Source organism: Methanophagales archaeon (assembly GCA_021159465.1).
Classification (GTDB): domain Archaea; phylum Halobacteriota; class Syntropharchaeia; order Alkanophagales; family Methanospirareceae; genus G60ANME1.
This window is the reverse complement of sequence record JAGGRR010000122.1, coordinates 1-12,062: the sequence shown is the minus strand read 5'-3', so window position 1 is coordinate 12,062 and position 12,062 is coordinate 1. Positions and strand designations below refer to the sequence as shown.

Below are 12,062 nucleotides of genomic sequence, written 5' to 3'. Positions count from 1 at the left end.
GGATATACTGCTCCATAGAAGAAAACGGTGACATCCAGCCATGCGTGTTCATGCCGATAAAACTCGGTAACGTCATAAAAGACGGTTTCCAGCGTGTGTGGGACAATAACGAAGTGCTGCAGGAACTGCGCGACCGCGATAATAGCGATTACGCCGGTTCCTCCTGTCCTTATCGCTATATCTGTGGTGGATGCCGAGCAAGGGCTTATGCGTATTATGGTGACGTAAAAGCCCCGGACCCTGGCTGTATAATGTATAAAGACGAATGGGATAAGATAATTAGCAGGGAGCGAGGGGTAAGGATAAGGGTATAAGGCTATAAGATTATGAAAGTAATGCTTGTACAGCCGAATTCGGCATCTATCGTTAAAATCGTACTTGGGACTACGAGTCCACCTCTTGGCTTAGCATATCTCGCTTCTGTGCTCAGACCGGAGCATGAAGTTCGTATAATAGACGGCTTGACCCTGGATTATGGTGCAGAGGAGTTAAAGCGGGAATTAAAGAGGTATGAGCCCGATGTCGTGGGCATAACTGCCACTACACCTACAATCTACGACGCTTATGAAGTTGCTGCACTTGCAAAGGAGTTCAACCCGGACATCAAGACCGTGATTGGCGGACCACACGTGACTTTTACGGCGAAAGAAACGCTTGAAGAATGCCCGGCATTGGATGTAGTGGTGAGGAATGAGGGAGAGCTAACAGCAAAGGAACTGCTCAATTGCTTTGAGAAGAACGTGCCACTGAAGAATGTCCGCGGGATAACATTCAGACAGAATGGTGAGATAAAAGCCACAGAAAGCAGACCATTCATAAATAATCTCGATGAAATCCCATTCCCCGCCTATGACCTGTTGCCTATGGATAAATACAAATTCGGGAATCATAGATACGGAGTGATGATGACAAGCCGGGGTTGCCCATTCGACTGTATCTTCTGCGCTTCTTCCACGCTTTGCGGTAAGATATGGCGTGCGAGGTCTGCGGAGAATGTGATAGAGGAATTGAGAAAGCTCAATACAGAATTCGGTGTCAAAGAGATAGAATTCATGGATGATACTTTCACGTTGAGCAGAAGGAGAGCGGAGAAGATATGCGATTTGCTGATAAATGAGCGGAATGAGGGGGGAATGGACATCTCCTGGAGTTGCTCGGCACATGCAAACACAATAAACCGCGAGTTAGCGGAGAAGCTAAAAAGGGCTGGTTGTCACGATATCTATATCGGTGCGGAATCGGGCTCGCAGAAGGTTCTGGACTTCATTGGCAAGAGCACCACATTGGAACGTGTGAGTAAAGCGGTGAAGACCGTGAAGCAATCGGGTTTGAATGTCCTCACTTCTTTTATTATCGGTGTTCCGGGCGAGACGGTGAGGATGATAAAGGATACGATAAAGTTTGCGGAAAAGTTAAATCCCACTTACGCACAGTTCACGATATGCACACCGTATCCAGGTACGAGGCTCTTTGCAATTGCGAAAGAGAAAGGGCTGTTAATAACGAAGGACTGGAGAAGATATACAACAGTAGAGCCAATAATGAACATTCCAGGTATTTCGGCAGAGCAACTGAGGAAATTGCTCAACCGGGCTTATATCAGCTTTTACTTGAGACCGCGCTATGTGCTCTCGGAACTGCTAAGCGGGAGGTTCTTCATCATAAAGAAGGCTATTTCCGGTGCTCTGGATTACTACCGGGCGTTAAAAGATTAGTAGTGTAATTGATACCAGCGTTTTGTTGAAGCTTTATATAATATTTCACCAATTTAACTTTTCAGTAAAAAGTATAAAATACAGATAGAGGATGATGATGGAGGATAGAGATGGGTGATGATAATATGAGCGAAGTGATGCAAGAAGTGTTAGATTCATTAGCGAAGATAGGGAAGCAATGGGGCATAGGGGAATCAGTGGGGCGTGTCTGGGGCTTCTTACTCTTCAAGTCATGCCCCGTGACGCAGCGCGAGATAGAAGAGGGCACGGGCTACAGTCGCGGATTGGTCAGTCGAAGCCTGGGGAAATTGAGAAAAGGACCGATGATTAGAGTGGAGAGAAAGGGAAGAGAAATCCGCTATTCGGTTAATACCTCCTTAACTGAGAGCTTTGGTGACCTGTTGAAGCGATTTCTCGCCGAGAATGTAAAGCCGATGATTGAATTGCTCTCCACGAGTCGGGATAAGATCGGGGATGCAAAGGTAAAGGAGACTTTTACTGCGATGCTACATGAATACAGGAAATTGAACCTCGCTGTTCTTATATTCTCAAGAATAATGGACGAACTAAATATGATGTCCATAGACATAGAGGAGTGTAACGTGGAAGAAGTAGCAAAGAATATTTCGGTGAAGATAACGCGATAAAGTAAAGGAGGGAAGAAGAAATGAGAAAAAATGTTAAAGAAAAAATAGGGAAGTTGGCTTCGTTATGCGTACTCAGTATGGTGTTTTTTATGATGGCTTCGTCTGTGCCGTCGTTTATGTTTATAGCGCCAGCAGAAGCGGCTTTCTCTTCTATTACGGTAACCCATGTAACGCCTACGGAGTTGCATCCCGGGGATACCTGCAAGGTGACTGTGACGGTGAAGAACAACGGAGGGATGGATGCAAAAGATATCAAGCTGGCGTTTCAGGGTACAGAAACTGTATCGCTAATAGGACCTACCGTAGTGCACATAAATACACTGAACTCATGGTGCTCGAAGGAAGTGGAAATAACGGTGCATGTGAAGGAAGAAGCACTTAATGGTGTCTATTCCATTCCTATTGCATGTTCGTGGCGGGGGCACTATTTTGACCCGAAGAAGGGCACTGTAACTACCGATATCATAACAGCGCAATTAGGGATTTCCTTCAATATAAAAGGGCGTGTGGTGATAAACATCGGGGATATAACCACTGACCCTGCGGACATAAGACCTGGGGATGAGAACATTGAGATACGAGCTTTTATAGAGAACAGTGGCGAAGCGGCGGCGAAAGATATTGAAGCGGTATTGATTTGTGATGGTAATAGTAATAATGCGAGTTTCAAGCCCTCGTGGTCTGGAACAGACCGCTCGTACATAGGCAGGTTGAATTCAGGCGAAAAAGCTGAGGCGATATTCCATATTGACGTTGCAGAGAACGCGGAATCGAATACATACAGCATACCACTGCGAATAAGATACAAAGATACGAATGGCAAAGAATACGAGGTGATGCGTTCTGTGGAGATACTGGTGGAGCCGAAACCGGAATTTGAGATTATTTCCTACTATACTGAACCTGCGAAGATAAGAGCAGGTGATAAAGGTGTGAAACTGCACGTGAAGGTGCGGAATGTGGGTTCGGAGAAGGCAGAATCGGTTAGCGTGCGGATTACGGGCGAGGCGGACGTGCCCTTCGATTACGATGTGAAGAGCGATTATCTGGGCAACCTGAAGATAGGAGAAGATAGTGTGGGCATACTGAAGTTCGATGTGGATAAGGACGCACTGCCGAAGACATACCCGCAGGGCATAGAGATACGATGCACTGGAGACCGCGACTTAGGCGATGACAATGTGTATGTATTTGACAAGCAAATCCAGCTGGAAGTGACATCCTCGGGCTCGAGTTCATCAGGCAGATTTTCGGTTCCGATTCCCGGATTTGAAGCGGGATTAACCTTGCTTCTTCTGTTCGTGGTTCTGGTTTTGAGAAGGAAGAGGTTTTTCTAACGAGATATGCTGAAAGGGAAGATAGGCATAGAAAGTGCATTAACAAAATTGGCAGCGTTTCAATGCCGGTATTATAAGCAGATAATACTGGCGGCGGTGATACTGACGCTGTTTTTGGGCTATGGAGCAACGAACTTGCATTTCCAGGGCAACATAGAGAAGGAGATGCCGGAGGATTTGCCCGTCTTCGTTTTACAGGACAAGATAGCGAGCAAGTTCAAAGGCGAGGAGTTCCTGGTCGTTGCGGTTTGCCTGAACCGGGATACGGGTGCGAAGAACGTAGTAAGCGATATAAGAGACCCAAGAGTGATAAAATCAGTGATTGAATTGCATAACCGGCTGGAGGACGAGTCAGCGGTAGTAGGTCACGTTCAGTCTATTGCACCGTTCTTTAAATATGGCGTTCCTGACGACATAGAAGGAGTGAAGCGTGTGCTGGCTGCGGTGCCCAGTGCTGAGTATTTCTTCAATCGCGATTACAGCATCACGTTAGTGCATGTGCCCATCTCCGCGGGCTTAAGTGAGGATAAGGTGACAGAGGTGACGAATATAATTAAAAATGATGTGGATGCGATTACGAAACCACCAGGGGTAGAGTATAAGATAACAGGAATGGCGCCACTAATAATAGAGCTGCTGAGATTGATGCGAGAGGATATGGTATTCACAACTGCGGTGGCTGCAATCATCATCTTTGGACTTCTGGTAGTGCTGGAGCGGTCGTTCGCAAAGGGGTTTTTAGTGTTTCTGCCACTCATCATGGCACTCACCTGGACTTTCGGGTTGATGGGGTTACTCGGGATACCTGTAGCTATCAGCACGGTTGTGATAGGAGCTATTATTCTTGGTCTGGGTGTTGAATACGGGATATTCATGGTATCGAGATATTATGAAGAGAGAAGTCGTGGTAATACAACGAGAGATGCATTGCGAATTGCGGTGTCTAATATAGGAGCATCAACGTTTGGCTCCGCAGCGACGACAACCGCGGCTTTCCTCGCGTTGACGCTTTCTGTGATGCCAATGGTTCAGCACTTAGGGCAGACACTCGCTCTGGGTATAATCTTCTGCTGGCTCGCAGCAGCAGTAGTAAATCCATGTTTTATCGTGTTTGAAGAGCGTGTAAAAGCGCGGAAATTAGCCAAAGGGCTGCAGAAATGGGTAGGGAAGGACTAAAAAAATGCGAGATAAACTGAACAGATTAGGGAAAAAGCCTCTGGAGAGGTATGCAAAGTTCGTATCGCATCATGCACCCGTGGTGCTGGCTATATTTTTCATATTCACCATTTTCATGGGCTACCAGGCATCATTAATGGAAACCGCAGGTACATCGCAGAAGGATTGGCTACCAGAGGATATAGAAGTGGTAAATACATTCGAGCTAATAGCGGACCAGTTTGCAGGTAGTTTCAGCAGTGCCACGATTGTTGTGGAGGCAGCGCCTGGATACGCAGGTTCTGATGAGATACGTGATATGCGGGACCCGAGAGTCTTGAGATACGTGGATGTTCTTGCGGAACGTGCGAAGCTCGTTTATGGCGTGGTGAGCGCGGAAAGTGCTGCGGACGTGATAAAAGAAGCGAACGGGGGGAAAATACCGAGTTCGTTACGCAGTGTGAAGTCGTTATTGGAGCATAATGAAATGGTGAAGCAGCAGATGAGCAATTATATCTGCGATGACAATACGATGAGCGTGGTGCGCTTGAAGCTGCAGGAGGATGTGGACGAAGCGAGAGTAGTAGAGGGCTTGAACGAGGTGATAAAAGGTAATAAGCCTCCGGGTGTGGTTGTGGAACTCAGTGGCGACCCGGTAGCGGAGGTAACGATGCGAGAGCTTGCGCAGGAAACAATGGGGAAGACTTCTTTTGTCAGCTTCGCACTGATCATCGTCATTCTGATAATCTTATTTGCATCGCTAAAATACGGGCTTATTCCGCTGTTGACGATTGTTTTTGGTCTTATCTGGTCAAACGGGACGCTTGTTTTAGCTGGATTCAATATAACACCACAGACCTCGGGTGTGATGGCGATGATAATGGGCATCGGGATAGATTTCGGGATTCAGGTTACGAAACGGTTCAGATTTGAGCTACGAACACAGAAACGAGAGGATGCTATGGTTGATACGCTCAAGAATGTATTCTATCCAATGACGATAACGACGATAGCGGCGATGACGGGCTTTTTGTGCCTTGGACTAGGTAAATTGCCCGTGATGAAGGATATGGGCACGATGATGGCAGTAGGAGTGGTGTTCTGTGCGATTGCGGCGTTAACGGTGGTGCCCGCGGTTCTGGTGCTGTTGGAGCGGAGAAAAGGATAAAAGGTTGGAATAAGTAAAAAGAGGATAATGCCTAACCCTAAGATGAGCAATGAGGGGCAAATAATTTATTATGCGAAAAGTAAAAATCGAAAGCGTGGGAGATTTAGAAGCATTGCCGGAAGATGAATGGGTAGAGGTACCATGGGAATGAATAGAAAATTCAGGAAACTTCTAAACGAGCAACTTCAGGGTATGACCGTGGGTGACATTATGGAAACGAATGTTATTACGATTAATGAAGATGCGACTCTTGAGCAGTTATATTCCTTGATTAGCGAATACCACCATCCGGGCTATCCAGTAGTAAATAAAGAGAATAAAATTGCAGGAGTTATTTCGTATAAAGATTTATTTCACGTGAAGAGAGAAGACTGGAATAGAATTCGTGTTAAAGAGAGGATGAGCACACGCTTAGTCTGTGTCAGTCCGGGAGATAGTGTTATAGAAGCGGTAGAGAAGATGACAGAGGAGGGAATTGGTAGATTACTCGTAATGGAGGATGATAAGCTTGTAGGGATTGTTTCGCGCAGTGCTATTATGGATGGTGCGATAAAGAGGTTGTCAATTTGACGATGCCAGATGTCAGATGCCAGGCCAGTATAGATTTAGATTTTTACGGGTTATCACGATGTAGATACAGCAAAAACTTTTAATGGTAAAAAGAATTACATACCTATGAAAGTTTATATAGTAATTTGTTCATAGTATATATAAATATAAATCAAGCATGGCAAAAAGGGTTTATATTGCAGATATGGAGAAGGCGCTGAAAGAGGGAAAGAAACCAATAGAGTTACTGAATGTTATTTTAGGCTTTCTTAACTTTAAGCCGATAGAAATAAAAATTTACAATCTTTTACTGAACTCATCGTTAACGATAAAGCAAATACAAAACCTGCTGAATCTTTCGGAACGAACGATACGGAAATATATCCGGCGATTAGACCAGGAAGGATTTATAATAAAAAAGGTGGAAGAGGGCAAAAGGCTTAAATACATCTATACTGCAGTTCCTGTTCAGGAAGCATGGAAGAAAGTAAAGGGGAAGATACAGGAGATATTGGATGAGACTACCAGAGTTCTGAAATAAAATGAACCTCAAACAGCAATAATTCGGCATCGCCACATTGCTACATCACCATTTTCTGGCATTTTGTCATTTAATCTTATATGAAAGTATTTATGCAGATATATGAATTATTTGTAACATATATATAGTATGAAAGTTTTTAGATACATGCAGCGCGGAGTGGATAAAATGAACCTAAAAGAAAACTTCAAAATGCTGAGGGTCAAGGAATGGATAAGGTTCTTCACACCTATCCCACTTATAGGAGCGATTTTAGCACATGCTACGCCCTTTGCCTTCATTTTAATCGGCGTAATCTTCTTCTGTGTGATAGGCTATGGATTCGTCATAAACAACTACTTTGATGTTGAAATAGACAAACGGAATACGAAAAAAGTCAGGATGGGTAAAAATCCACTTTCCGCGGGCAAAGTAACGAAAAAAGAAACTTTGGTGCTCATGAGTTTGCTACTCGTAATTCCAATCGCACTTTCCTGCTTTTTAACCCTAACAGGAGCTTTATTCACAGTGCTAAGTATTTCTTCTCTCACGCTCTACTCAGTAAAATATATAAGGCTTAAAGAAAGATTTATTGTTGATATAATAACACATGGTGTGATGTTTGGCTTGTTTCCCTTTTTAGCGGGTTTTACGCTGGCAGGAGGTGATTTAAACACGCTTACACTGCTGGTTGCCTCCCTGTTTATGATAATTGCTTGCGAGGCGTTACTCACGCATCAAATAAATGATTACAGTGAAGATTTAGGGATTTCAAGTACTACCGTTGTTAGAGTTGGTCTGAAGAGGGGTTGGGCTCTGCTCGCCTCGGTCGTTCTGGTATCCATCGCGAATTTAGAGCTAATCGCTTATTGTTCCGATATTGGAATGTTGCTTCATGGCGGTGCCTTTGCATATCTAATCGCATATCCCATATATACATGCAGGGGTGAACTCAAAGATGTTTTATCAATAGTAATTCCTGCGCTAAATGAAGAGGGATAACTGGAATAGAATTCGCGTTAAATTAAAGAGAGGATGAGCACACGCTTGAGCGTGTCAGTCCGGGAGATAGTGTTATAGAAGCGGAAGCGGTAGAGAAGATGACAGAGAGGAGGGAAATTGGTAGATTACTCGTAATGGAGGATATGGTAAATACACGCCAACATTTCCTAATCCGGGCGAAATACCGTCTAAATCATCCGGGGATGAGTTCTTATCCAAAAGCAAAAAGGGTCTTTGCACGGCTTTCAGTATTTTTTCTTTACCCTCTTTTAGCTCTACGTATTTCTCTACCACACTCAAATCCCTGAACATCACTGCGAAAGGTTTGGCTGGTCTTCCATCTTCCATAAAGTATGTATTTCAGACCGCACCCTGGACAGGAAATTGTTTGTGCATGAAATTAAATACCTGCGATTATAGAAGTCTTTTCACCCTCTGAGCTATATTATTTCGAAATCCTCATACCCATTAGTGGGTTCATCTTTTAACTCTATTTCATCAATTGACGTAATTGGAGGCAGTTCTTTCATTACAAGATTCAAGAACTCATCAATATTCCCTCTCTGAAAAACACTCCCGCCTACTTTATATTTATCCTGCTTTCCTCATTCATTTATATTTAGCCTTATGTGTCAGTCATTATTATATACGTGGAAGTTATATAAGATAGTAAAGAAGCGATGATGAGCATGAGCAAGAGCAAAAGCAGGCGTAGGAGCAGGAAGCCGAAGTTCGAACGATATGGATGGCGTAGTAAGAAGAAGCTGAGCAAGAGCTGGAGGAAGCCACGAGGGCTCGATAATAAGCTCAGGGAGCATATAGCGGCGAAAGGTGCATGGGTGAAAGTGGGCTACAGACGAAAAAGAGAAGAGCGGGGGCTGCATCCTTCTGGCATTCGTGAGGTACTGGTGTACAATCCGCGCGAGCTGGAGAATCTCATGCCTGATGAGGTGGCTGTGCGGATAGCGTCCGGGGTAGGTGGTAAGAAGAGGGAGCAAATAGAGGCAGAAGCAGCGTCTATCGGGCTAAGAGTACTCAATCCCAGTTCCAGTCCCAGCACGTAAAGTAAATAGCAATAGCAAAATACCAATACCAATACCAATACTAATACTAATACCAATACCAATGCCAAAGAGGGCTCCTGACCCGCTCACAGAGGAAGAACTGAATAGAATTCTGGATGCTGCAATCGTAAATGAGCGTGATTATTTGATATTACGACTGCTTGCACGTACAGGTATTCGTATAGGTGAGTTATACGGAGTATATAAGAAGGAAGAGGGCAGGTGGAAGTATGGGATCCAGAAGAAGGATATTGACTTCAAGAACAAGAGGCTCTGGGTGTATTCATTGAAGCAGCGGAAATATGTGAGGCGAGAGGTACTGGTTGATGATGCCACCATCGCACTGCTGAAGCGATACACAGAGCGAATGAAGCCTGGGGATTATGTATTCAGGAGCATCTCATATCGCCAAATTCAGCGCCTGCCGAAGAAATACGCGCGGCTCGCAGGCGTGGATAAGAATGTATCCTGTCATTCCTTTCGCCATTTCTTCATCACAAATTCCTGGCGTAAAGGTATCGATATCGCGCGATTGCAGTATTTAGCAGGGCATGTGGACTTGAAGACCACAATGATCTATACACATGTTACGACCGAGGATGTGGAGAGGAAGTATCGGGAGATATACGATGATTGATGATTGAAGTGAAGTGGCTTCTTGCGTTTGTAGAAGAAGCAAGAGATAGCAAAGCTCTTTGTGAGTTTTCCATTGCGACCATTTACTGGATGCTGCACCTTTCTCCTGCTCGTTTTCTAATTCTAATCCCAATTCCAAATATCACTTTCCACAGCTCCACGGCAACCAGGATCGTGGTGCCTATAGCAATTGCAACGCACCATTCTATGCAGGTTAGAGGAACAGTATGGAAGAAGCGACCTGTGAAAGGGACCTGTATTGCCAGAACCATGAGCATGAGCGAACCCATTACCCCCAATATCAGCCATTTATTCGCAAATATGCCGATACTCAGCAAAGAATACCTCTCTGAGCGGCAATTAAAGGCATTGAATACCTCATAAAATATAAGCGTTGCGAATACCATCGTTTGCGCCTTCTTCATATGAATATCAGGATCTGAAAGGTTTTTCAGGAAGATCATCATGCACCCCATAGATATTACAATAGACATGAGTACGAGGCTGAGAACCATCTCAGTTGTGAATACTCTTTCGTTTGTGGCTCTCGGCTTACGCTCCATTATATCCTTCTCCGGGGGCTCGATACCCAAACCCATTGCCGGCAGGTCCTCTATCACTAAATTCGTCCATAAAATCTGTATCGCAGTGAGTGGAAACAGTGGCATTCCACGAGCAAAGATGCCAAACAGGAACGCACCACCCAGCAGACATACCTCTGCAAATGCATAAGAAAGCACATAAGTGAGATACTTCTTCATATTATCATAAATGGCTCTACCTTCTCTTATCGCTGCCACTATGGTCGCGAAGTTATCATCCACCAGTATCATATCAGATGCTTCTTTCGCCACATCAGTGCCGGAATTCATTGCCACGCCCACATCGCTTCTCTTCAATGCCGGTGCATCGTTTATACCATCTCCAGTCATTGCCACCACATTACCCTTCCTCTGCAATGCATTCACGATTCGTAATTTATGTGCTGGAGAGACCCTCGAATAGACCACTATGCTATCAACACGATTCTCAAGATCTTGTTCACTCATTTTGTCCAACTCTACACCGGTCAGTACTTCTTCATCACGGTTAAAGGGCATCATTCCTAACTCCTTTGCTATTGCCACTGCCGTCAATTTATGGTCGCCCGTAATCATAACTGCTTTTATTCCTGCCTTTTTACATTGTTTTATCGCTTCTTTCACCTCTTCACGTGGCGGGTCGCTCATACCAAACAGACCGACAAAGACAAGCTCCCGTTCTATTTCCTCTGCGGTATAATTGTACTCGCTCTCGCTCCCGTTCCTGCTCCCGGATGGCAATTCCCTATACGCAACTGCAATCACACGCAAAGCTTCTGCCGCCATCTTATCACTTATGTTCAGCACTTCTCTCTTCACTGCTTCTGTTAGCTGGCTAACTTCACCACTGCGGTAAATACCGGTGGAGAGCTCAAGTAGAACCTCCGGCGCACCTTTTACGTATGCCACCATTCTCCCCGCCACAAGATGAACCGTGCTCATTCTCTTCCTCTCTCGCTCAAACGGTATCTCACCCACTCTTGGGAAGCTCTTCTCCAGTGCATCCTTATTCATGCCTGCTTTCTCCGCTGCTACCACCAGTGCGGCTTCTGTTGGCTCACCACTAACCGCATACGCATACCCATACCCATCTGCTTCCTCTTCCTTTACCAGATGAGAATCGTTGCACAGTGCTGCAATTTGGAGCGCCAATCTCAGGTCCTCGTCCTCACTTTGTTCGCTCCTTACTCCTTCTGTGTCAATAAAATCACCAGCAGGTGCGTAGCCCGCTCCTGTAACTTCCATCAGCTTCCCACCTGCATACACCCTGCGGACGGTCATTTCGTTCTTCGTCAGCGTCCCTGTCTTGTCTGAGCATATCGTGGTTATGCAGCCTAAGGTCTCAACAGCCGGGAGTTTCCTCACTATTGCGTTTCGCTTCGCCATCCTCTGTACTCCCAGCGCAAGCGTCCCGGTGATAATAAGTGGTAACGTCTCTGGCACTATCGCTACTGCAAGGCTTATACTCCATAAAAGCATACGTAGTAGAGTGACCCCGGTGAGCACACCCAGTGCAAAGAGAGTTGCACAGATAACTAAATATGAGACACTCAACCACCGTCCAATCTCCCTTAGTCGGGTCTTCAGTGGCGTCTCCTCCTCTTTTGCGCCTGCCAGCATCCTCGCAACCTTCCCTAACTCGGTTCGCATACCCGTTGCTGTTACCACGGCTTTTCCTCTTCCATACG

13 protein-coding genes are annotated in these 12,062 nt (G+C 45.2%); 11 read left to right on the top strand and 2 right to left on the bottom strand.

Features of this window, described 5'->3' with window-relative positions; translation table 11 throughout:
* From J7J01_05930 to J7J01_05890, 9 genes are all read left to right on the top strand, one after another.
* The coding region (locus tag J7J01_05930; GenBank protein MCD6210415.1) for an SPASM domain-containing protein at window positions 1-314 on the top strand (314 nt) is incomplete at its 5' end.
* Window positions 315-326: 12 nt separating this feature from the next.
* On the top strand, window positions 327-1,715 hold the full coding sequence (locus J7J01_05925) for a radical SAM protein (protein ID MCD6210414.1): 1,389 nt from the start codon (window positions 327-329) through the stop codon (window positions 1,713-1,715).
* 110 nt (window positions 1,716-1,825) lie between these two features.
* Window positions 1,826-2,362: a hypothetical protein gene (locus tag J7J01_05920; protein MCD6210413.1), complete on the top strand. Its 537-nt coding sequence runs from the start codon at window positions 1,826-1,828 to the stop codon at window positions 2,360-2,362.
* Window positions 2,363-2,382: 20 nt separating this feature from the next.
* A complete protein-coding gene (locus J7J01_05915) occupies window positions 2,383-3,699 on the top strand; it encodes a COG1361 S-layer family protein (GenBank protein MCD6210412.1) in 1,317 nt (438 codons plus the stop codon).
* A gap of 6 nt (window positions 3,700-3,705) precedes the next feature.
* A complete protein-coding gene (locus J7J01_05910; GenBank protein MCD6210411.1) occupies window positions 3,706-4,875 on the top strand; it encodes an MMPL family transporter in 1,170 nt (389 codons plus the stop codon).
* 4 nt (window positions 4,876-4,879) lie between these two features.
* Entirely contained in the window at window positions 4,880-6,022 is a 1,143-nt protein-coding gene (locus tag J7J01_05905; protein MCD6210410.1) for an MMPL family transporter, read from the top strand.
* A gap of 141 nt (window positions 6,023-6,163) precedes the next feature.
* Window positions 6,164-6,592, top strand: a complete 429-nt coding sequence (locus J7J01_05900; GenBank protein MCD6210409.1) for a CBS domain-containing protein — start codon at window positions 6,164-6,166, stop codon at window positions 6,590-6,592.
* A gap of 157 nt (window positions 6,593-6,749) precedes the next feature.
* Window positions 6,750-7,112, top strand: a complete 363-nt coding sequence (locus J7J01_05895) for an HTH domain-containing protein (GenBank protein ID MCD6210408.1) — start codon at window positions 6,750-6,752, stop codon at window positions 7,110-7,112.
* A gap of 168 nt (window positions 7,113-7,280) precedes the next feature.
* The gene (locus J7J01_05890; protein ID MCD6210407.1) at window positions 7,281-8,093 is read left to right on the top strand and encodes a UbiA prenyltransferase family protein; all 813 of its coding nucleotides are present in this window, start codon (window positions 7,281-7,283) and stop codon (window positions 8,091-8,093) included.
* 72 nt (window positions 8,094-8,165) lie between these two features.
* Here J7J01_05890 and J7J01_05885 read toward each other — a convergent pair whose 3' ends face one another.
* Window positions 8,166-8,441 carry a Sua5/YciO/YrdC/YwlC family protein gene (locus J7J01_05885; GenBank protein MCD6210406.1) on the bottom strand — a complete coding sequence of 92 codons (276 nt, stop codon included), beginning with the start codon at window positions 8,439-8,441 and terminating at the stop codon, window positions 8,166-8,168.
* Between the two features lie 332 nt (window positions 8,442-8,773).
* Here J7J01_05885 and J7J01_05880 point away from each other — a divergent pair, with 332 nt between their 5' ends.
* Together J7J01_05880 and J7J01_05875 are read left to right on the top strand one after the other, a co-directional pair.
* Window positions 8,774-9,157, top strand: a complete 384-nt coding sequence (locus tag J7J01_05880; protein MCD6210405.1) for a 50S ribosomal protein L32e — start codon at window positions 8,774-8,776, stop codon at window positions 9,155-9,157.
* A 61-nt stretch (window positions 9,158-9,218) separates the two neighbouring features.
* Window positions 9,219-9,794 (top strand): tyrosine-type recombinase/integrase, encoded by a 576-nt coding sequence (locus J7J01_05875; GenBank protein ID MCD6210404.1) that lies wholly within the window; start codon window positions 9,219-9,221, stop codon window positions 9,792-9,794.
* Window positions 9,795-9,876: 82 nt separating this feature from the next.
* Here J7J01_05875 and J7J01_05870 read toward each other — a convergent pair.
* Window positions 9,877-12,062 (bottom strand): cation-translocating P-type ATPase (locus tag J7J01_05870; protein MCD6210403.1); only part of this gene is annotated, 2,186 nt, incomplete at its 5' end.

Coding starts and splice junctions, on each gene's coding strand:
- J7J01_05925 (MCD6210414.1), top strand. CDS start 327: ATGAAAGTAATGCTTGTACAGCCGAATTCGGCATCTATCGTTAAAATC.
- J7J01_05875 (MCD6210404.1), top strand. CDS start 9,219: ATGCCAAAGAGGGCTCCTGACCCGCTCACAGAGGAAGAACTGAATAGA.
- J7J01_05890 (MCD6210407.1), top strand. CDS start 7,281: ATGAACCTAAAAGAAAACTTCAAAATGCTGAGGGTCAAGGAATGGATA.
- J7J01_05885 (MCD6210406.1), bottom strand. CDS start 8,441: ATGGAAGATGGAAGACCAGCCAAACCTTTCGCAGTGATGTTCAGGGAT.
- J7J01_05915 (MCD6210412.1), top strand. CDS start 2,383: ATGAGAAAAAATGTTAAAGAAAAAATAGGGAAGTTGGCTTCGTTATGC.
- J7J01_05920 (MCD6210413.1), top strand. CDS start 1,826: ATGGGTGATGATAATATGAGCGAAGTGATGCAAGAAGTGTTAGATTCA.
- J7J01_05900 (MCD6210409.1), top strand. CDS start 6,164: ATGGGAATGAATAGAAAATTCAGGAAACTTCTAAACGAGCAACTTCAG.
- J7J01_05905 (MCD6210410.1), top strand. CDS start 4,880: ATGCGAGATAAACTGAACAGATTAGGGAAAAAGCCTCTGGAGAGGTAT.
- J7J01_05910 (MCD6210411.1), top strand. CDS start 3,706: ATGCTGAAAGGGAAGATAGGCATAGAAAGTGCATTAACAAAATTGGCA.
- J7J01_05880 (MCD6210405.1), top strand. CDS start 8,774: ATGATGAGCATGAGCAAGAGCAAAAGCAGGCGTAGGAGCAGGAAGCCG.
- J7J01_05895 (MCD6210408.1), top strand. CDS start 6,750: ATGGCAAAAAGGGTTTATATTGCAGATATGGAGAAGGCGCTGAAAGAG.